Here is a 21,352-nt window from a genome sequence, read left to right as displayed (position 1 = left end):
CTCTGATGGCCGCCGCAGCGGCCGCGACGGTGGCCCTGTCGGGCTGCTCGACGGCCCCGGCGCCCAGGAAGTCCGAGGTGCCGTTGGCATCCGGCTTCGCCAACGCGCCGCAAGGCGACGCGGCGGGGCTGGCGCAGGCGCCCGTGGGCCGCTTCTGGCAAGGCTTCAATGACGCCGAGCTGAACGCGCTGGTCGACCGCTCGCTGCAGGCCAACACCGATCTGCGCATCGCCTCGGCGAACCTGCGCGAGGCACGGGCGCTGTCGCGCTTCGCCGATGCGCAGCTGTTCCCCAGTGTCAACGCGACGGCCGGCGCGGCCCGCGTGCGGGCGCCCGATTACCTGGGCCGCCCGCAGACCAGCAACGCGTTCTCGGTGGGCTTCGACGTGCAGTGGGAGGCCGATCTCTTCGGTCGCCTGTCCGACGAGAAGCGCGCCGCCGCCGCCGACCTGCTGGCCGGCGAGGCGGGCCTGCGTTCGGCGCAGGTCAGCGTGGCCGCCGAAGTGGCGCGCAACTACTTCGAGCTGCGCGGGCTGCAGGAGCAGCTGCGCGTGGCCAAGCAGTCGCTGGAGACGCAGGAAGGCGCGCTGAAGCTGGTGGCCGGTCGCCAGGAAGCGGGCCGGGGCACGGGCTTCGACACCGAGCGCGCCCGCGCGCTGGTGCAGAGCACGGCGGCCACGATTCCCGCGCTGGAGATGACGCTGGCGCGCACGCGCTATCGCCTGGCCGTGCTGACGGGTCAGCCGCCGACGGCGCTGGATGTGGAGCTGTCGGATGTGAAGCCGCTGCCGGGCTTGAAGTCCGTCGCGCTGGATCGCATCGGCACGCCGGAGGATCTGCTGCGCCGTCGTCCCGACGTGCGCGCGGCCGAGGCGCAGGTCGCCGCGGCGGCGGCGCGCGTGGGCGTGGCGAAGTCGTCGATGTTCCCGCGGATCACGCTGGGCGGCACGATCGGCCAGAACGCGACGCGCATCGGCGATCTGGGCGACGGGCCCGCGTACGCCTACAACCTGGGCGCTCAGCTGGTCTGGAACCTGCTGGACTTCGGCCGCATCCGCGCGCAGATCGCGGCGGCGGACGCGCGGAACGAGGCGGCCTTCGCCAGCTACGAGCGGACGGTGCTGGGCGCGCTGGAGGAGACCGAGGGCGCGCTGGTGACCTACAACCGCAGCCAGCAGCAGGCGCAGGCGCTGTTCGACGCGGCCGTGTCGGCGGAGAAGGCCGCGCAGATCGCGCGCGAGCGCTTCAAGGTCGGCATCAGCGACTTCCTGGCGGTACTGGACGCGGAGCGCGAGCTGCTCGCGGCCCGCAACCAGCTGGCGCAGTCGCAGACCGCGGCGGCGACTTCGCTGATCGGCGTGTACAAGGCGCTGGCCGGCGGCTGGGACGCGGAAGCGCCGGCGCAGAGCGCGGCGCGTTGAGCCGGAAGACCCTCTCCCCTGCCCTCTCCCGCAAGCGGGAGAGGGAGTAGGACGGGGCGAGTGGTGCGGTAGAGCCCCGAAGACCCTCACCCCAGCCCTCTCCCGCAAGCGGGAGAGGGAGTAAGAGGAGGAGCGGGCTTCAACTTGTTCTGCAGCTGACACTGCATCGCTACTGCATCGCTACTGCATCGCTACTGCATCGCTACTGCTTGAGCGCTGGCAGCTCCCTCGCCCGCTTGCGGGAGAGGGCAGGGGAGAGGGTCTTCGGGCTCCCCGCGCGCGCCGCCTCACTGCCCCTTGAACAGGCCCTGGAACTGCCGCGACACCGGCAGCTTCTCGGCGTGGCCCTTCAGGCTGATCTGCATGGTGTTCTCGTCCACGCGGGTCGCGCTCGAGATGAAGCGGCTGTTGACCAGCACCGAGCGGTGCACCTGCCAGAAGACCTGCGGGTCGAGATCGGTCAGCAGCTCCTTGAGCGCGGTACGGATCCAGGCCTCGCCATCGCGATGGACCACGCGGGTGTAGCGGCTGTCGCTCTGGAAGAAGAGCACGTCCTCCGGCGCGATCAGCTGGATCTCGCGACCCTGGCTCGCCTGGATGGGCTTCATCGCGCCGCGCTGCGGCGGCAGCAGCTGGCGCAGCAGCTCCAGGGTGCCCGCGGGCATCGACGGCGCCGGCGCCGCGTCCGGCTCGGCCGCGACGGCCGCCTGGCGCTGGCGCAGCCGCTGCAGGCACTGCTGCAGGCGTGCGTCCTCGACCGGCTTCATCACGTAGTCGACCGCGCCCGCCTCGAAGGCCGACAGCGCGTGATCGCCGTAGGCCGTGACGAACACCACCTGCGGCGGCTCGGCCAGCTGGGCCAGGCGCTGCGCGACCTCCAGCCCGGACAGCCCCGGCATGCGGATGTCCAGGAAGCACAGCTGCGGCTCGAAGGCCAGACAGTCATCCCAGGCGTCGACGCCATTGACGCTCGCCGCGACCAGCTCGATCTCGGGCGCCAGACGCTCCAGCGCGGCGCGCAGCTGCTCGCGCGGACCTTCCTCGTCATCGGCGATGAGCGTGCGGATCTTCGTCGTCATGGGGTCTCCCGGGTGTTGGTCTTGTGGGTTGGAGGAACTGAGGCCGCGCGGCGATGCGAGGTCTTGCGGGCGAGGCGATCGGCCGGACGATCAGGAGGCGGCGACGGCCGGCACCTCGATCCAGGCGAGGCAGCCTGGCGCGTCGTCGGGCGCGGGCTCCAGGCCGAGCCTGGCGCTCTCGCCGAACTGGGTGCGCAGGCGCTCGCGGGTGTTGCCCAGGCCCAGGCCCTCGCAGGCGCCGGCGCGCAGGCCCTGCCCGCCATCCTGGACCTCCAGGCGCAGCTGGCCCTCGTGGGCCCGCGCGCGCACCGTGATGTGACCGCCGCGCAGGCTGGGCTCGATGCCGTGGGTGATCGCGTTCTCCGCCAGCGTGAGCAGCGTGCCCGGCGGCAGGCTGGCGCTGGCGATCCGGTCCTGGGCCGCCTCGTCCACCTCCAGCGACCAGCTCAGCCGCTGACCCAGCCGGGCCTGCATGATGTCCAGGTAGCTGCGCACGATCTGCAGCTCCTGCTCCAGCGGCAGCCGGTCGCGCTCGAACATGGGCAGCGTCGCGCGCAGGTAGCGGGTCAGCGATCGCAGCATCGGACCGGCGCGGTCGTCGCGGGTGTCGACCCAGTGCTGCAGCGAGGCCAGGGTGTTGAACAGGAAGTGCGGCTGGATCTGCGCGGTCGCCAGGCGCTGGGCCAGGGCCACGCGTTCCTCCTGGGCATCGAGTTCCGCGAGCCGCGCGCCGATCTGCTGGGTGCGGTACAGCGTCAGGAACCACCAGGAGGAGACCACCAGCGTCATGCCGCCGGCGATGAAGGGCAGCATCTCGCGGGCCTGCTCGCGCAAGCCCAGCTTCACCAGGACCAGCGTGACCAGCACCATCAGCAGGGCCAGCAGCACCGCGGCGCCGTTGAAGCGCGTCCGCGACGGTTGCCGCCACAGCCAGCGCCCCACCGCCAGGCCCAGCACCGCCATGGTGAGGGCGCCGCCCAGGATGATCAGCAGGAACTCGCTCGGCAGCACCTGGTAGAAGACGATCACCAGCACGAGCACGTTGCTCAGCACGTAGCAGTCGATCCCGGTGGACCAGCGGCCCAGGCCGCTGCGCAGGATCTCGGCTTCGGTGAAGACGCGCCGCGGACCCGGGAACAGCCACTGGGTCCAGTCGAAGCGGGGGGCGTCGGGCGAGGCGCTGGGGGAAATCATGGCGCCGAGTCTAGGCGACACCTCCCGACACCCCCCGCGGATGCGGCGAATGGCAGTGGGCGGCGACGACTGGACCGTCCCGACGCGCGGGCGGACCGGCGCCGGGCCCGACGGGGCCTCGCGGCGTCAGGCGCGGGGCAGCTCGCGCGGGCTGGCGGTGGCGGGCTCGGCGAGGCTGGCGGGCGTGGCCAGCAGGCGGCTCATCGGGGCCGTGGCGATGCCCAGGCGGCGCAGCTCGACATCGAACAGCGGGGAGTCCAGGACCTCGAACTCCCGCACGCGCGCCTCGGCGATGCCGTCGCCGGGGACCGGGCCCAGCGCCGGATGGCACATCAGCAGGTCGCCGTCGCCGCTGACATGCAGCCAGCCGCGCAGCCGCGTGGCATAGCGGGCCGCGTCGCCATCGAAGTCGTAGACGCCCAGCAGGCGGCGATTCTGGCGGAAGCCCAGCAGCGCCGCGCGCCGGGCGAGGCCGTGCTGGCCCAGCGCCTGGATCAGCGCCGGCTTGAAGCCCGCCGTGCCGCGCTTCGTCGAGCGCAGCCAGGGCTGGCGGCCCGGATAGCGCAGGGACATCTCCTCCATCAGCGCGTCGCGCACGCGCGGGAACTGGTGCACGTGCTGGTGACCGTCGAGGTAGTCGGGCGTCTGTCCCAACGTGGACTCGAAGGCGTCGAGCTGGGCGGCGATCTCGCGCCGCAGGGCCGTCTCGCTGCCCGGGCCCGCGAACCACCAGCCCGCCAGACCGCGCGGGGCCAGCGTCAACGGGTACTCGGTGAGGTCCAGGTGCAGGCCGACGTCCAGGCGGTCCGGCGCCGCCCGCTTCACGCGCGACAGGGCCCCCGCGCCGTCGCGCCAGCCCGGCGCGCCGACCATGGCGCCGGTCGCCTGGAGCCGGCCGTGCTCGATCAGCCGGAGCACCGCGGCGTTGACCCGCGGATGCAGGCCGTAGTCGTCGGCACAGACGCAGAGACCGCGGCGGCTCATCGCGGGCAGCCCACCATCACCGGCGTGATCCGCCACAGCGACACGCCGCGGCGCGTGGACACCGACGGCAGATCCTTCAGCCAGGGCGTGGCCGGTGCGTCGCGCGAGGCGGCGATCACCCAGTTCACCGGATGCGCGCACAGCGCGGCCGGCAAGGTCTTCTCGTCGATCAGCAGCGGGGCCCGGCCGCCGGGCGCGAAATCGCGCGTCTCGGCCAGTTCCTTGCGCCAGTTGTCGTGGGTCAGGATCTCGGGATCGCTCCAGTCCTCGGCCACGACCATCGGCTCGCGCAGCCGCGCGTAGAACGGGAGGTCGTAGTCGTAGCGGCCGAGCGAGAAGATGGGTTCGCCATCGGCGCGCCAGGCGGCCAGGTCCCGCGCCAGTTCGCGCGTGTTGCGATGCGGGCTCACCGCCAGCGTGATCACGATGGCGACACCCGCCAGCGCGCTCAGCAGCAGCGTGGCGACCGCGGCGCGGCGCACCATCCGCGAGGTCGGCAGCAGGCGCTGCCAGCCGATCGCCGTCAACGCCGCGATCGGCGGCACCGCCGGCAGGATGTAGCCGACCAGCTTGGACTGCGGCAGCGAGAAGAACGCCACCACGACGGTCAGCCAGGACAGCAGCAGCGGGATCAGGCGATGCGGATCCGCGCTGTCCTCGGGGGGGGCCTCGGTCCTCGCGGCGAAGGACGCGCCGGGGCCGCCGGCGGTCAGGACGCCGATGCCGCCTTGATCGCCGTATTCATCGCCGATGTCGGCGCCGGCGAGCTGACGCGCGCGCGCGCCGCGACGCCGTGCCCCGCCCCAGCCCAGCGCCAGCCAGGGCAGCGCCGGCAGGTGGAAGACCAGCAGCACCGCCGGGAAGAACCAGAAGGGCTGCACGTTGTTGAAGCCGGTGCTCGCGAAGCGCTGCAGGTGCTGCACGACGAAGAAGAAGTGCAGGAACTCCGGATGCCGCTGCTGCATCAGCGCATACCAGGGCGCGGCCACGGCCAGCATGGCGGCGATGCCGGGCAGCCAGAGCAGCGCCAGGATGTCGCGCCAGCGGCGCAGCGCCAGCAGCCACACGACGACGATCAGCCCCGGCAGCACGATGCCGATCAGCCCCTTGGCCAGGATACCCACGCCCGCCGAGGCGTAGGCCGCCAGCAGCGTGGCGCGCCAGGGCAGGCCGACGCGGCGGCGCAGCAGCGCGTCGACGGTCAGCGCCAGCGTCGCGGTGATGCAGCCCGCCACCAGCATGTCGAGGTTGGCGTACTGCGCGCCCAGGAAGAACATGGGCAGCGCCAGCAGCACCGCCAGCGCGACGCGCGCGATCGTGGCCCCGGCCCAGCGGTACAGCAGCAGGTAGAGGCTGACCGCGGCCAGCCAGCCGCCCAGCACCGGCGCGGCGCGGCCGGCCAGCTGGTTCACGCCGAAGAGCGACATCGCGATCTCGGTGATCCAGTAGAACAGCGGGGGCTTGTGGAAGAAGGGCTGGCCGTTGAGCAGCGGCTCCAGCCACCGGCCGCCGCGGATCGCCTCCCAGGCGACGCCGACGTAGCGGCCCTCGTCGGGCAGCTCCAGCGCGCGCAGACCGGCGCTCCAGGCCAGCCAGACCAGCGTGCCCAGCAACGCGAGCAGCATCTCCCGGCGCGGCAGGCGCGCCGGTCCCGGAACGCGCCCGCTCATGCCTGGCGCTCCGGCAGGCCGCGGCCCGATCGCTCGCCCACGACGTACAGCGGGCGGCCCTTCACTTCCTCGAAGATGCGGCCGACGTACTCGCCGACGATGCCCAGCGACACCAGCTGCAGGCCGGAGAACAGCATCAGGCCGACGACGATGGTGGTCCAGCCGCTGACGTTGTGGCCGTAGAGCAGGTAGAGCGCCGTCAGGTAGGCGCCGTAGAGGAAGGCCGGGACCGCCAGCAGGATGCCGCAGGCGCTGACCGCGCGCAGCGGCCAGTTGGTGAAGGCCGTCAGGCCGTCCAGCGCCAGGCGCGCCAGGTGGACGGGACGGAACTTCGTCTCGCCGTGCGCGCGCGCGGCGGGGGTGTAGGGCAGCGCCAGCGTGTTGAAGCCGACCCAGGCGTACAGGCCCTTCATGAAACGGTTGCGCTCGGGCAGGGCCAGCAGCGTGTCCACCACGCGGCGATCCATCAGGCGGAAGTCACCGGCGTCGGCCGGCACCTGGAAACGCGCGCCGCGGTTGAGCAGCGTGTAGAAGCCGCGGCTGCCCCAGCGCTTGAGCGCGCCCTCGTCCTCGCGGTGCTCGCGCACGGCGTAGACCATGTCGGCACCGCGCCGCCAGGCCTGCAGGAACGCGGGGATCAACGCCGGATCGTGCTGCAGGTCGGCGTCCATCATGAGGACCAGGTCGCCATGCGCCTCGACCAGGCCGGCGCTCAGCGCGGCCTCCTTGCCGAAGTTGCGGGACAGGCGGATGCCGCGCACGCCGGGCTCCAGGCTCCATCGGCGCAGCAGCTCGGCCGTGCCGTCGGCGCTGCCGTCGTCGACGACCAGGATCTCCCAGCCGCCCAGGCCCGTCGCGGCGCAGGCCTCCAGCGTCGCGCGCAGGCGCGGCAGCAGCTCGCGCAGGTTGGCGGCCTCGTTGAACGCCGGGACGATGCAGGAGAGCGTCGGCGTCGCGGCGCCGCGATGGACGCCGTCCAGGCGCACCGCGCTCGCGGGCGACGCCACGTCGATCGCCGGCGCGGCCGAGCCGGCGGCCCAGGCCGTCGGGCCCTCGCCGTCGGGATGGAAGGAGACATGCATCCCCTCAGGGTGAACCCGGAGGCTGAGCGGATGCTGAAGAAGGCTGTCCGCAAGCCTTCTGATCGCTGACGGTCCCGTGACACCGGGCGCGGACCGATCGGATTTCAGCCGCGCTTCAGAGCGGCTTCAGTCGGCCTTCAGCAGAAGACCTCGCCGCCGACGAAGACCTTCAGCGTGCCGGGCTCGATCGGGCACCAGGCCTCGCCGCGGGTCAGCGGCTCGGTGGCGACGATGGCGATGCGATCGTCCTCGGTGGTCTTGGCCGCCAGATCCACCGTCAGGTCCTCGTCCTGCAGCGTCACCGCGCCGAAGGGCGGCTGGCGCAGCAGGTAGTGCAGATGGGTCGAGCCGTGCGCCCACAGCGCCTGCCCGTTGGACAGCAGCATGTTGAAGGTGCCGTGGCGGTTGAGCTGGGGCAGCAGCTCGCGCAGCGTGTGGTTGAGCTCCTCGATCGCCGGCATCCGCGCATGCGCCTTGGACAGCTCCTGCATCAGCCAGCAGAAGGCCTGCTCGCTGTCGGTCTGGCCCACCGGCTTGAAGGCCGCGTGCAGCCGCGGGCTGAAGCCCTTCAGGTCGCCGTTGTGGGCGAAGACCCAGTAGCGGCCCCACAGCTCGCGCACGAACGGATGCGTGTTCTCCAGCGAGACCACGCCCTGCGTGGCCTTGCGGATGTGGGCGATGACGACGTCGCTGCGGATCGGGTAGGTCTTGACCAGCTCCGCCAGCGGCGAGACGCGCGCGCTGTGGTGGTCGACGAAATGGCGCAGGCCGCGGCCCTCGAAGAAGGCGATGCCGAAGCCGTCCTTGTGTTCATGCGCCCGCGTGGTCAGGCCCGCGAAGCTGAACATCACGTCGGTCGGTCGGCGGGCATTCATGCCCATGAGCTGGCACATGGCGGTCTCCGGCCCGGGTCACTCGAGGAACAGCCGCGTCAGGCCCTTGAGGCTGACGAGGTTGCCGGGGTTGCTGGTCTCGTTGAGCACGCCGCTCATGCGGCGCAGCAGGCGGTCGCTCTTCTTCGCGCGCCAGATCAGCAGATCCGCCAGCCAGGGGAAGCGGTTGACGCGGTTGCCACGCTCGTAGAGGTCGTACTTGGGTTGCAGCGCGCGCAGGCCCTGCTCGTACAGCTCGCGCACGCGTGCGTCCTCGGCGACAGCGGCGCCGCGATGCGCCAGGATGGCCTCGGCGGCCAGCAGGCCCGTCTCCATCGCCTTGCCGATGCCCTCGCCGGTGAAGGAGTAGGTGGAGCCGGCCGCCTCGCCGGTCACCAGCAGACCGGGGCGGCTCCAGCGCGCGCCCTTGAGCGTGCAGCGCAGTGGGGCGCCCTTGAGTTCGCCGATCAGCTCGCCCTCGGCCATCAGGCGCTTGGCGGGCGGGTAATGCTCGACGAAGGCGTCGAAGATGGCGCGCAGGTTGACGTCCTTCTTCTGGCCCTTGCCGGCCATGTCCTTGTGGCTGTCGGTCACGCCGACGCCGATGTTGAAGCTGCCGTCCGGCGCCGGGAAGATCCAGCCGTAACCCGGCTGCACCGGCTTGCACCACACGACTTCCAGCGCCTTGATCTCGCCCACCAGCGCGGGCGCGCGGACGTAGCCGCGCAGCGCGACGCCGCTCGGGGTGTGGCGCTCGCACATGCCGGCGGCGGTCAGCGCCTTGGGCACGGCGCCGGTGGCCAGCACGACCCAGTCGGCGGCGATCTCGTGGGCCTGGCCGTCGATCAGCAGGCGGGCGCCGCGCACGCGGCCCCGCGCGTCCTCCAGCGCCGCCTCGAAGCGGGCCGGGGCGATGAAGCGGGCGCCCGATTCCTGCGCGCCCAGGTTGAGGATCTCGTCCAGCACCTTGCGCGGCAGCACGGCCAGGTGGCCGGGCACGTCGATGCGGCCGCCGCGCGGCCCGATGCAGCCGACGTGCGAGGCGCGCTGCGCGCGCGCCATCACGCGGTCCAGCAGGCCCAGGCGCTCCAGCGCCTTGTGGGCATCGGGGATCAGGCCGTCGCCGCAGACCTTGTCGCGGCCCAGCGGCTGCTGGTCCACCATCACCACGTCCAGCCCCGCGCGGGCCAGCCAGCGCGCGGTGGCGCTGCCGGCGGGACCGGCGCCGATGATCAGGACTTGGCAGGACGTGGGCAGGGCCGAGGTCGACACGACGGACATGAATGGATTTCGCGAGGGTGGCGGGAATCGGCCATTCTAGGGAGCCCGCGTCCGGCATGGCCCGGAATGAGCCCTGGAACGAAAAAGGGCGGGAGGGTCTCCCCTCCCGCCCTGTCGCGGGGCGAGGGCCCGAAGGCCCGTCGCCGCTGGCGATCCGACGTTCCTCAGAACGAGTAGGTCGCGCGCACGTAGTAGGCGCGGCCCGTCGGGTCGACGTAGCGCGAATCCCAGCCACCGCCCTGGAACAGGTCTTCCTGGTTGGTGAACGGGGGAGCGCGGTCGAACAGGTTGCGCACGCCCAGCGTCAGCGCCAGGTCCTTGCGCGGCGCCCAGCTGCCGAACAGGTCGAAGGTCGTGTACGACGCGACGCGGGCATGGGTGCTCGGGTCGAAGTCGGCGTAGCCCGACTTGTAGCGCATCACGACGCCGGCACCGAAGGTGTCGTACTTCCAGTTCGTCGTCAGGTTGTGCTGCCAGCGGAAGACCGGGCCGGACTCGCCGTAGGTGCCCACGTTCTGGACCCAGTAGCCGTCCTTGAAGTCCTGGAACTCGTACTTGGCGACGTAGGTGCTGTTCAGCGCGAAGTCGAACTGGCCGATCTTGGTCGGCAGACGGTACTGCGCGCTCAGGTCCAGGCCGTTGGTGCGGACCTTGCCCAGGTTCAGCAGCGTCTGGTCGACGTAGCCGCAGTTCGTGCCCGGGCAGCCCAGGCTCGACAGCGACAGCGTGTTGCCCGGCGCGAAGTGGAAGTACTGCTGCAGCGCGGGGTAGTCGTAGTAGCTGTTGAACAGCGCGAACTGCGGGATCGAGCCGATGTGATCCTTCAGCTGCACCCACCAGAAGTCGATGCCGAAGCTGGCGTTCGAGATCGGCTCGTACACGAAGCCCAGGGTGGCGGTCTTGGACTTCTCGGGCTTCAGGTTCGGGTTGCCCGAGTTCATGACCTGGAACTGGCCCTTGCACTGCGTGCCGGTGCCGTCGGGGCAGGTCAGCGGGTTGGCGTAGTTGCCGCCCGTGTTCGTGAACGACGAGTTGCCGTACAGCTCATACAGCGTCGGGGCGCGGAAGCCGGTCGAGGCCGAGCCGCGCACCAGCAGTTCCTTCATCGGCTGGAAGCGGAAGCTGACCTTGGGGTTGGTCGAGCTGCCGAAGTCGCTGTACTTGTCATGACGCAGCGAGGCGGTCAGGTCCAGCGTCTTGAGCACCGGCACGTTCAGCTCGCCGTACAGCGCGTAGACCTTGCGCGACCCTTCCGAGCGGAAGTTGGGGTCCACGCCGGTGGAGGCGACCACCTTCTGGGCGAAGTCGACGTCGGCGGCCGACTCGAACTTCTCGTGGCGGAACTCGACGCCCAGCGCCAGCTGCGCGGCGCGGCCGACGTTCAGCCAGTCGCCCACTTCACGGCTGGCGTGCGCGTTCAGGTTCTCCACGGTGCCGGTGGCGTACTGCAGACGGCCGCTCAGGGCGGCGTCCTGCAGCAGCTGCGTGGCCGCGGCGGACTGCTGGCCGAACGGGTTGATCACGCCGGTCAGCAGGCCTTCGCCGATCATGTCGCCGTTGGCGTAGCCGCCCACCAGGTACTGGTCGACCTTGTTGCGGTTGTACGAGAACGCGCCGGAGTAATCCCAGCCCAGGCCGTTGCCTTCCGCGGTCAGCAGCAGGCGGCTCTGGTTGTTCTTGTTCATCTGGACGCGATCCCCGTTGGGGAAGTCACGCCAGTAGACGTACGCGTAGCCGGGCTGCACCACCGCCGGGTTGGGGAAGGCGCTCGACGGGGCGTTGAAGGTCTGGCCGGCCAGACCGTCGTTGAAGGTCGGGCTCAGGGCCGGGTTGTTCGGGTAGTACTGGGTGCCCGGGTTGATCACGTAGCCGCCGTAAGGCACGGGGGCGACGGTGGTGGTCACCTTGTTCTGGGTGACGAACAGCTCGGCGCCCAGGGTCAGGTCCGCGTTGACCGCGAAGGTGCCCTTGAGCATGCCGGAGGCGGTCTCGGTCTTGGGCGCGTAGTCCACGAACGAGGAGGTCGTCAGCAGGCAGTCGCCGTCGACGTTGACCATCTGCTGGCCGCCGCAGGCGCTGCCGGCGGGGTTGTAGAAGGTCTTGCCGTCCTGCGTGTAGTTGGCCGGGTCGGTGCTGTAGGACAGGCCGCCGTTGGTGCGCGCGTTGTAGGGGCGCTGCAGGCCGTTGATCGGGTCCGACTTGCGGTAGCTGGCGAAACCGAAGATGTTGAAGCCCTGCTTGTCCAGGTCGCCGTAGCCGAAGCCGGCGTTGACGGTGCGGGACTTGCCGCCGGACTTCTCGGGCGAGTCGAAACCGACGGTGATGGTGCCGCCCTGGTAGTTCGACTTGGTGATGAAGTTGATCACGCCGCCGATGGCGTCGGTGCCGTACAGCGACGAGGCGCCGTCACGCAGCACTTCGATGCGGTCGATGGCCGCGAACGGGATCATGTTCAGGTCGGGCGCCGAGCCGTCGACCGCGTTGTTGGCGATGCGCTGGCCGTTCAGCAGCACCAGGGTCTTGTCGGCACCGATGCCGCGCATGTCGGCGAACGAGGCGCCGCCGCTGCTCGAGCCCACCGACTGGGTCGTGTTGGTCGAGGCCTGGACCGAGGTCAGGTTGGCCATGACCTGCTCGACCGACGTGATGCCCGACTTGCGCAGGTCATCCATCTTCACGACCGTCACCGGGACCGCGGTCTCGGCGTCGATGCGCTTGATGGCGGAGCCCGTGACGACCACGCGCTCCAGCTTGGTCTGGTCCTGTTCCTGGGCCAGCGTCGGGAACGACGCGGCCGCGACGGTGGCGGCGACTGCCAGGCTCACCGCGTTCAGCTTGTACATCTCTGCACTCCTATGCATGGACGGCGCGTGTAAACGCCGAGACGGCGCGGTAGCGCCGCGAAAAAGCGCCAATGGACAGGTGTCGTCATGGCGCTGACAAAACAGTGTGCTGAGCGTCGTGTTTCCCGATGTTGCTCCCGTGCGCATGCCGGGTAGAAACCCGGCTATCGAGGGTTAACCCTTAACAAATTTACGCAATGAAGTCGCACGTGAGCAACGGATGCGCCCCGGTGTGGTGCGAGGGCAAACGGCGCACCAGGGTGGGGCGACGCGACGGGTGAGGCGGAGATGGCGCCTCAGAGGCGGGCGAATGGCGGACAAGGATCCGAACGGCTCATTCGCAAGGCCCGGTGCGATGTTGCTTATGACCAACGTCATCCCCATGCCGTTTCTCATGTGCAACAAGACATACTTCTTTACATGTGGGCGATAGTCCAAATTGGTGCGCAAAAATTTGTTAGTTAAATCAAAGGGTTAGCCGATGTTTATTTGTGCACTTGGCTACTGAACGTATCTTCACGAAGGCGCATGGAGCGGGCGCATTAGGCGGTTACCCGAAGCAGTCGGCCCGGTGACGGTCTCTAGAATCGACCGCTCATCTCGCCCGGCGCGACGTCCCGCCCCATCCGACCTGGATCGGGACAGGGAGGCCGGGCCAGCGGACAGGTCCACAAGCCCACACGCATTCCTTCGGAGAAGTCATGCACCAACGTTCAAAGATCGCCTTTGCGGCAGCCCTCGCGCTGGGCACCCTGGCCGGCGCGGCCTCGGCCCAGCAGGCGTCCCCCCAGCAAATCGAACGCGTCGAGATCACCGGCTCGCGTATCCGCCAGGTCGACTCGGAAACCGCCCAGCCGGTCGAGAAGATCACCGCGGAAGCCATCCAGCGCACCGGCCTGGTCACCCTGGGCGACGTGCTGAACCAGCTCACCTCGGCGGGCACGCCCGACTTCAGCAAGGGCTCGGTGCTGACCTCCAACCGTGAACAGGGCGGCCAGTACATCAACCTGCGCAACCTGGGCTCGCAGCGTCTGCTGGTGCTGCTGAACGGCAAGCGCTGGACGCAGTCCGTCGACGGCTACACCGACATCTCCACCATCCCCTCCGCGCTGGTCGACCACATCGACGTGCTGAAGGACGGCGCCTCCTCGATCTACGGTTCCGACGCCATCGCCGGCGTGGTGAACGTGGTGCTGAAGAAGAGCCTGGACGGCGGCAAGCTGAGCCTGTACTACGGCGCCAACGAAAAGGGCGACGGTCAGGCCCAGGACGCCTCGCTGGCCTACGGCATCAGCAGCGACAAGGGCTCGCTGATGTTCTCGGTCAACGTCAACAAGACCGACCCGGTCTGGGCGAAGGACCGCGCGATCACCGCGGCTTCCTACGGTCCGGACCCGGATCGCTTCAGCAGCTCCTTCGGTACCGGCCCCTGGGGTCGCATCCGCCAGGTCGGCCCGAAGGGCACGGCCGTGGGCTTCAACCAGTACCTGAACCACACTGGCACCTACCTGGGTGAAGGCACGGGCTCGGCCTCCAACAATCCCGCGAACTATCACACCTATGCCGGCGCGCTGAACGACACGTTCAACTCGACCAGCCAGATGATGTTCCAGGGCGAGAACGAGCAGAAGTCGTTCTTCGTGAAGGGCAATCTGGACATCACGCCGGACATCCGCTTCAACAGCACCGCGATGTTCTCGGAGCGCAAGTCCGTCGGCCAGGTCGCCGGCTACCCGCTCAACAGCCTGAGCCAGCCCAACTTCCCGGTCTACGTCGACAAGGACAGCTACTACAACCCGTACGGCAACCAGGTCGCTGGCGCCGGCAACGGCCAGAACCTGTTCTTCTATCGCCGCACCGTCGAAGTGCCGCGCGTGACGAGCAACACCAACCGCACCACCCACCTGGACGCGGGCCTGGAAGGCGATTTCTCGCTGCTGGGCAACCCCTGGACCTGGGACGTGGGCGTGAACTTCAGCAAGCAGGACGGCACGGTGCTGAGCACCGGCAACCTGAACCTGCAGCATCTGAAGGCGGCCCTGGGCCCGTCGTTCAAGAACGCCGATGGCGTCGTCCAGTGCGGCACCGCGGCCTCGCCGATCCCGCTGACGCAGTGCACGCCGTTCGACATCCTGGGTGGCCCCTCGGCCTCGACCCCGGCCGCCATCGACTACGTCATGGCCAAGCTGAACTCGCAGTACGGCTCGACCACGAAGTCCGCCACGGCCAACGTGTCGGGTGAACTGTTCAAGCTGCCCGCGGGCGCCGTCGGCATCGCCGCGGGCTTCGAATACCGCACCCAGGAAGGCTACGACCTGCCTGACGAGCTGGCCCATTCCGGCCTGTCGACCGACCTGGCCGGCAACGCCACCCGCGGCAACTACAACGTCAAGGAGGCCTACGCCGAACTGAACGTGCCGCTGCTGAAGAAGGTGCCGATGGCCGAGCTGCTGAGCCTGAACCTGGCTTCGCGCTACTCGGATTACAGCAACTTCGGCAACACGACCAACAGCAAGGTCAGCTTCATGTGGAAGCCGATCACCGACGTGCTGGCTCGCGGCACCTGGGCGCAAGGCTTCCGCGCGCCCCCGGTGGGCAACACCTTCGGTGGCGGTCAGCAGTCCTTCGACTCCTACCTGGATCCTTGCGATTCCAAGTACGGCGCGGCGGCTTCCGACCCTGCCGTGGCGGCGCGTTGCGCTGCCGGCGGCGCGCCGGCTGGCTTCCGCCAGACCGTGCAGTCCGGCGCCCAAGTGCAGGGCGGCGGCGGCCAGGGCATCTACCCGTTCAACGCCAGCCTGGGCAACGGCGGCCTGACGCCTGAGAAGGCCACCACCAAGACGCTGGGCGTGGTCTACAACCCGTCCTGGCTGCCTGGCCTGGAAACGGGTCTGGACTGGTACAACGTGAAGGTCAAGAACGCCATCTCCGCTTACAGCGCGGGTGACATCCTGAACCGCTGCTACGTCCAGGGCATCTCGTCGTTCTGCTCCAGCATCACCCGTGATGCCGCCGGCATGGTCGCGACGCTGTCGCGTGGTTACGCCAACCTGGCCGCGCTGGAAACCGCCGGTCTGGACCTGAGCGTGAACTACCGCTTCAAGACCTCGTACGGTCAGTTCTACGTTCGTACCGAGACCAGCTTCGTCACCAAGTACCGTCGTCAGGACCAGCCGGGTGCGGACTTCGTGAGCTACCTGGGCGAGTACGGCTACAACCGCGTCAAGTCCAACCTGTCGCTGACCTGGAACAACGGTCCCTGGACCGCGACCTGGGGCACCCGCTACTACAGCGCGGTGAAGGACCAGTGCTGGGACACGACCGAGACCGCGACCTGCACGAACCCGACCGGCAGCGCCTCCTGGGGTGACGGCGCGGGCTACAACAAGCAGTCCGCCCTGTTCTATCACGACCTGAGCGTGGGCTACACGACGCCTTGGAAGGGCCAGATCATGGTCGGCGCCAACAACGTGCTGGACAAGAAGCCGCGCGTCGTCCTGAACGCCAACTACACGCTGGGCGGCAACTCGTCGTCGTCGGCCGTCGATCCGGATCTGCCGATCGACCGCTTCCTGTGGGTCCGCTACAACCAGCCGTTCTGATCCCCGGATCACTCGGCTGACCGGAGTCGCCCCGCGTGAGCGGGGCGGTCTTCCGGATTCCCACGCACCCCGGTCGCCTCGGCGTCCGGGGTGTTTTCATTTCCGGCGGCCGATCCACCGATCGGCCGCCGTCTGATCTCCCGACCAGACGCCCGATCAGAAGCCGGCGCTCACGCGGACGAAGACCGCGCGGCCGGTCGCGTCCGTGTAGCGGGAGTCGAAGCCGCGCTGCGATCGGCTCGACTGGTTCGAGAACGGCGGGTCGGTATCGAAGAGATTGCGCACGCCCAGCGTGACCGAGGTGGCCTTCCCGAACTGGTAGCTGCCCGACAGGTCCACCAGGGTGTAGGGCTTCACGTCCCCGTAGAACGAGGGACCGCCCACCACGGTCGCCGCGTCGTTCTGGTCCCGGTAGCCGCTCTGGTGCCGCACCGCCAGCCGGCCGCCCCAGGCACCCCGGGACCAGCTCGCGGACAGGTGGTGCTTCCAGCGGAACATCACGCTCTCGTCCCGGTAATAGGCCAGGCGGCTCTTGAACGGATCGTCCGGGCTGTCCTGGTAGAGGTAGCGGTGGACGTAGGTGCCCTCGTAGCTCAAGGACAGGTTGCCCCAGGCGCCCAGACTCTGCTGGTAGGCCGCGCCCAGATCCAGGCCGTCGGTCTTCACGCGACCGATGTTGTCGGCGATGGTGGCCAGATAGCCGATCGCGGGGCTGCCGCCCCACAGGCCCTGGCAACGCTGCAGCTCGGCCTGCTCGCTGGCGGACAGGGCGTTGCAGCGGAAGATGCGGGCGGCGTAGCGGTCCGGGTTGGCCAGGATGGTGTCGACCGGCAGCGCGGAGATCTGGTCGCGCAACTGGATGTTCCAGTAGTCCACGGTGAAGGTCAGCTGCTTGACCGGCTCGAAGACCGCGCCCACGGTGAAGGTCCTGGACTTCTCCGGCTTGAGCTTCGGATTGCCGCCCAGCTGCACCTGCGGCTGCTGGCTGCAGTCGCGACTGCCGATCCCGCCCTTGGCGATCAGGGGCTTGCCGTTGGCGTCGCACAGCAGCGGGTCGTTCTTGGCGCCGGCCGCGTAGGTGACGGACTGTGGCGCGTAGAGGTCGTCCAGGGCGGGGGCGCGGAAGCCGGTGTTGTAGGAGGCGCGCAGCGCCAGCGACTTCATCGGCTGCACCCGCAGGCCGATCTTGGGATTGGTCGTGCGGCCGGCGTCGGAGTAATCGTCCGTGCGCAGCGCCAACTGGACCTCCGCCATCTTGTGCAGCGGCAGCAGGAGCTCGATCCCCAGCGCCTTCACGTCACGGCGACCGCTCACGTGGTTGGGCGAGCGTCCGGCCGACGGGATGGACAGCACCACCTCGTCGTGGGTGTCGTTGCGGTAGTCCTCCTTGCGGAACTCGCCGGAAATCGCCATCGCCGCGCGCCCGCCGGGCAGCGCGAACAGCTCGCCGCTGACGCGCGCGTCGATGCTCCGGGTCGTGCCGACCGCGTCGCTGAACACGCCGCGTCGCTTGGCCTGCTCGATGATCGCCAGCTGCGCCGGCGTGGCCGGCGCGAAGGGATTCAGCCGGCCGGCGGCGACCTGGTCGCGCACGAAGGCCGCGTTCACGTAGCCGTCGACCGCCTCGTCGCTGGCCCGGCTGCGCGAGTACAGCGCGCCGACCTTGTAGTCCCAGTCCCTCACCGTGCCCGAGACGTCGGCCACCAGCCGCTCGGCGCTCGAGTGCGCGCCATTGGTCCGGGGGCCCGCCGGCACCATGCGCCAGCCGGCGCTGACGGGCCGGGTCGTGTCCAGCCCCGGATAGGTGCTCGGGTAGAAGGGGTTGTCCGGCCGGATCGTGAGGCCGGAGACCGGATCCGGGGCGACGCGCGAGGTGTTGTCGTTGGTCGTCGACATGCCGTCCAGCGTGAACAGGTGGTCCTCGCCCAGCTTCGCGCTGAAGCGCCCGGCCAGCGTCTGCTGGCGGACGTCGGGCAGGATGTCGATGGTCGAGCTGAAGTCGAAGATGCAGGCGCCGGGATTGGTCGGACTGAGCAGCGACAGCGGCGGCGCGCAGCCGGGGGCGGCGGGATTGCCGCTGAGGTTGCCCTGGCTGAAGTTGCCCGGGAAGGTGGTGCCGGAGCTGCCCGACACGCCGCGCGCGGGCAGGATGCCGGTCTTGGCGAAGTCGCGGTCCAGGGCACGCACGCGCTGCTGGCGCCGCTGGTCGAAGCTGCCCCAGACGTTGATGCGGTCCTTCTCCAGGTCGCCGAAGCCCAGCGACACGGAACCGCCCTCCTTGCGACCGCCCGCCTGCTGCGGCCGGCTGGCCTCGACGACGAGCTGGCCGCCGCGGTAGCTGTTGCGGGTGATGAAGTTGATGACGCCGCCGATCGCATCGGTCCCGTAGACCGCGGACGCGCCGTCGCGCAGCACCTCGACGCGGTCGATCACCGCGAAGGGGATGGCGTTCAGGTCGACCGCGTCGGCGCCGAAGGCGAAGGCCGTGACGCGGCGGCCGTTCAGCAGGATCAGGGTCTTGTTGCTGCCCAGGCCGCGCAGGTTGGCGTAGCTGGCGCCGCCGGTGCTCGCGCCGATGGAGTTGGAGCCCGTGTTGCTGGACTGGCTGGCGGCCAGCAGGTCCACGATCTGTTCGACGCTGCTGACGCCGGATCGGCGCAGGTCCTCGACCTTGAGCACCGAGATCGGCAACGCGCCCTCATCCGCGATCGACCGCTTGATCGCGGAGCCGGTGATCTCGATGCGTCCGAGCTGCTGGGGCGTGGTCGGGGCGGCGGTCTGGGCGTGGGCGGTGCCCAGCGAGGCGACGGCCAGCAGCGCGGCCAGGCCCACGGGATGGCGACGAGGCGTTGGGGTCATGAGTTTTCTAAAGTGATAAAACTGAAACTTTAGAAAGGCGCGACGCCCGTGGTAGATCCGGAATGACCCCTATTTGATAAAAATGATCGCCGTGCGATTCGGGCGCGCGGCCTCAAGGAGGAAGCGGCCCACTCGGGGCCGCTTCCGCTTCAGGGGGCAGGCGCCGCGTCAGCGGGCCTTGCGCTTCTGGCGCCAGGCGTGCAGCAGCGGCTCGGTGTAGCCGCTGGGCTGCTCGCGGCCCTTGAACACCAGGTCCAGCGCGGCCTGGTAGGCCATGCTCTCCGGATGGCCGGCCATGGGTTCGTAGAGGGCATCCCCGGCGTTCTGGCCGTCGACTACCGCGGCCATGCGCTCGAAGGTCGCGCGCACCTGTTGCTCGGTGACGACGCCATGGAGCAGCCAGTTGGCCACGTGCTGGCTGGAGATGCGCAGCGTGGCGCGGTCCTCCATCAGGCCGACCCCATTGATGTCCGGCACCTTGGAGCAGCCCACCCCCTGGTCGATCCAGCGCACCACATAGCCCAGGATGCCCTGGATGTTGTTGTCCAGCTCCTGCTGCTTCTCGGTGTCGGACCAGGTCGGCGAGGCGGCCACCGGCACGGTGAGCAGGCGCGCCAGCAGCTCGGCGCGGTCGACGGATGGCGCCTCGGCCTCGATCTGCTGCTGGACCTGGGCGACGCTGACGCGGTGGTAGTGCAGCGCGTGCAGGGTGGCGGCCGTCGGGCTCGGGACCCAGGCGGTGTTGGCGCCGGCCTTGGGATGGGCGATCTTCTGCTCCAGCATCGCGGCCATCAGGTCGGGCATGGCCCACATGCCCTTGCCGATCTGGGCGCGGCCGCGCAGGCCGGCCGACAGGCCCACCAGCACGTTGCTGCGCTCATAGGCCTGGATCCAGGCGCTGGACTTCATGTCGCCCTTGCGCAGCATCGGACCGGCCAGCATGGCGGTGTGCATCTCGTCGCCGGTGCGGTCCAGGAAGCCGGTGTTGATGAAGGCCACGCGGCTGGGCGCGGCGGCGATGCAGGCCGCCAGGTTGACGCTGGTGCGGCGCTCCTCGTCCATGATGCCCAGCTTCACCGTGGAGGCCGGCAGGCCCAGCAGCTGCTCGACGCGGCCGAACAGCTCGTTGGCGAAGGCCACCTCGGCCGGACCGTGCATCTTGGGCTTGACGATGTAGATCGAGCCCTGGCGCGAGTTGCGCAGGCCCGAGCCCGACAGCTGGCGCAGGTCGTGCAGCGCGATCAGCGTGGTGATGACCGCGTCCATGATCCCCTCGGGGATCTCCTTGCCGCCGTCGAGCAGGATGGCCGGGTTGGTCATCAGGTGGCCGACGTTGCGCACGAACAGCAGCGAGCGGCCGGCCAGCACCACGTCCTCGCCGCCCTTGGCGGACTTGTAGACGCGGTCCGGATTGAGGCGGCGCACGAAGCTGCGGCCGCCCTTGCTGACCTCCTCCGTCAGCGAGCCGCGCAGGATGCCCAGCCAGTTGCGGTAGGCCAGGAGCTTGTCCTCGGCGTCGACCGCGGCGATCGAGTCCTCCAGGTCCAGGATGGTCGACAGCGCGGCTTCCATCAGCAGGTCGGACACGCCGGCCGCGTCGGTCTTGCCGATGGCCGAGGCGCGGTCGATCTGGATCTCGAGGTGCAGGCCGTTGTGGCGCAGCAGGACGGCGGTCGGTGCGTTCGCCTCGCCCAGGTAGCCGATGAACTGGGCCGGATCGGCCAGCGCGGCGACGCGGCCGTCCCGGAGCGTCACCGCGAGCGCGGTGCCGTCGACGCGATAGCCCGCGGCGTCCACGTGCGAGGCGCCCGCCAGCGGCGCCGCCTGATCCAGCACCTCGCGGGCGAAGGCGATCACCTTGGCGCCGCGCGCCGGGTTGTAGCCGCCGGCGCGCTCGGCGCCATCGGTCTCGGGGATCACGTCGGTCCCGTAGAGCGCGTCGTACAGCGAGCCCCAACGCGCGTTGGCGGCGTTCAGCGCGTAGCGGGCGTTGAGGATGGGCACCACCAGTTGCGGGCCGGCCTGGATGGCGAGCTCGGCGTCGACGTTCGAGGTCGTGGCGCGCGGATCGGCCGGTTGCGGCACAAGGTAGCCGATGCTCGTCAGGAAGGCCTGGTAGGCGGCCATGTCCTGGATCGGACCGGGATGCGCGCGGTGCCAGCCGTCGATCTCGGTCTGGAGCCGATCGCGCTCGGCCAGCAGGGCGGCGTTCTTCGGGGCCAGGTCATGCGCCAGCGCGTCGAAGCCGGACCAGAAGGCGGCCGGCTCGATGCCGGTGCCGGCCAGGGCCTCGGTCTCGATGAACCGGGCCAGGGCGGCGTCGATGTGGAGGCGATGGTGTTGGCTGCGTGCGCTCATGGCGGCTCCTGCAAGAGACGGTGGAAGGTCGAGGAACGGGGGGGAGACGGGTGATCCACGGAGGATCCGATGCGTCCGACTGTAGGCCGGGAAGGCGGGCCGATTCA

General features: G+C 69.8%; 12 protein-coding genes. 2 read left to right on the top strand and 10 right to left on the bottom strand.

All coding sequences use genetic code 11. The features are described from left to right. Positions 1–5: 5 nt before the first annotated feature. On the top strand, positions 6–1,421 hold the full coding sequence (locus MCHT01_RS13720; protein ID WP_169806132.1) for an efflux transporter outer membrane subunit: 1,416 nt from the start codon (positions 6–8) through the stop codon (positions 1,419–1,421). Positions 1,422–1,708: 287 nt separating this feature from the next. On the opposite strand, the gene MCHT01_RS13715 is transcribed toward MCHT01_RS13720, so the two are convergent. The 8 genes from MCHT01_RS13715 to MCHT01_RS13680 all read right to left on the bottom strand — a co-directional run bounded on the left by MCHT01_RS13715 (position 1,709) and on the right by MCHT01_RS13680 (position 12,426). Beyond that, complete coding sequence (locus tag MCHT01_RS13715) at positions 1,709–2,500, bottom strand: LytR/AlgR family response regulator transcription factor (protein ID WP_067065912.1); 792 nt, start codon at positions 2,498–2,500, stop codon at positions 1,709–1,711. 90 nt (positions 2,501–2,590) lie between these two features. Then, complete coding sequence (locus MCHT01_RS13710; protein ID WP_067065911.1) at positions 2,591–3,694, bottom strand: sensor histidine kinase; 1,104 nt, start codon at positions 3,692–3,694, stop codon at positions 2,591–2,593. Between the two features lie 126 nt (positions 3,695–3,820). After that, complete coding sequence (locus tag MCHT01_RS13705) at positions 3,821–4,678, bottom strand: ChbG/HpnK family deacetylase (protein ID WP_067065910.1); 858 nt, start codon at positions 4,676–4,678, stop codon at positions 3,821–3,823. Beyond that, entirely contained in the window at positions 4,675–6,348 is a 1,674-nt protein-coding gene (locus tag MCHT01_RS13700; RefSeq protein WP_067065909.1) for an ArnT family glycosyltransferase, read from the bottom strand. Before MCHT01_RS13700 ends, MCHT01_RS13705 begins: the two co-directional genes overlap by 4 nt. After that, positions 6,345–7,430 carry a glycosyltransferase family 2 protein gene (locus MCHT01_RS13695; RefSeq protein ID WP_084452599.1) on the bottom strand — a complete coding sequence of 362 codons (1,086 nt, stop codon included), beginning with the start codon at positions 7,428–7,430 and terminating at the stop codon, positions 6,345–6,347. The genes MCHT01_RS13700 and MCHT01_RS13695 overlap by 4 nt, the downstream gene beginning before the upstream one ends. Before the next feature lie 137 nt (positions 7,431–7,567). Beyond that, a complete protein-coding gene (locus MCHT01_RS13690; RefSeq protein ID WP_067065908.1) occupies positions 7,568–8,323 on the bottom strand; it encodes a class II glutamine amidotransferase in 756 nt (251 codons plus the stop codon). Positions 8,324–8,341: 18 nt separating this feature from the next. Next, positions 8,342–9,583 (bottom strand): geranylgeranyl reductase family protein, encoded by a 1,242-nt coding sequence (locus MCHT01_RS13685; protein WP_067065907.1) that lies wholly within the window; start codon positions 9,581–9,583, stop codon positions 8,342–8,344. Positions 9,584–9,747: 164 nt separating this feature from the next. Beyond that, positions 9,748–12,426: a TonB-dependent receptor plug domain-containing protein gene (locus tag MCHT01_RS13680; protein WP_067065906.1), complete on the bottom strand. Its 2,679-nt coding sequence runs from the start codon at positions 12,424–12,426 to the stop codon at positions 9,748–9,750. Positions 12,427–13,127: 701 nt separating this feature from the next. On the opposite strand from MCHT01_RS13680, the gene MCHT01_RS13675 reads away from it, so the two are divergent. Next, a complete protein-coding gene (locus MCHT01_RS13675) occupies positions 13,128–16,028 on the top strand; it encodes a TonB-dependent receptor domain-containing protein (RefSeq protein WP_067065905.1) in 2,901 nt (966 codons plus the stop codon). Positions 16,029–16,184: 156 nt separating this feature from the next. Here the strand turns inward: MCHT01_RS13675 and MCHT01_RS13670 are convergent, their stop codons facing one another. Together MCHT01_RS13670 and MCHT01_RS13665 are read right to left on the bottom strand one after the other, a co-directional pair. Next, positions 16,185–18,887, bottom strand: coding sequence for a TonB-dependent receptor (locus MCHT01_RS13670; protein ID WP_084452595.1), 2,703 nt, complete (start codon positions 18,885–18,887; stop codon positions 16,185–16,187). A 168-nt stretch (positions 18,888–19,055) separates the two neighbouring features. Further along, positions 19,056–21,245, bottom strand: coding sequence for a malate synthase G (locus MCHT01_RS13665; protein WP_067065903.1), 2,190 nt, complete (start codon positions 21,243–21,245; stop codon positions 19,056–19,058). Positions 21,246–21,352 lie beyond the last annotated feature (107 nt).

Origin of the sequence: Mitsuaria chitosanitabida ATCC BAA-476 = NBRC 102408 (genome assembly GCF_001598255.1) — a bacterium.
GTDB classification, from domain to species: domain Bacteria; phylum Pseudomonadota; class Gammaproteobacteria; order Burkholderiales; family Burkholderiaceae_C; genus Roseateles; species Roseateles chitosanitabidus.
This window is presented reverse-complemented; position numbering and strand designations above follow the sequence as displayed.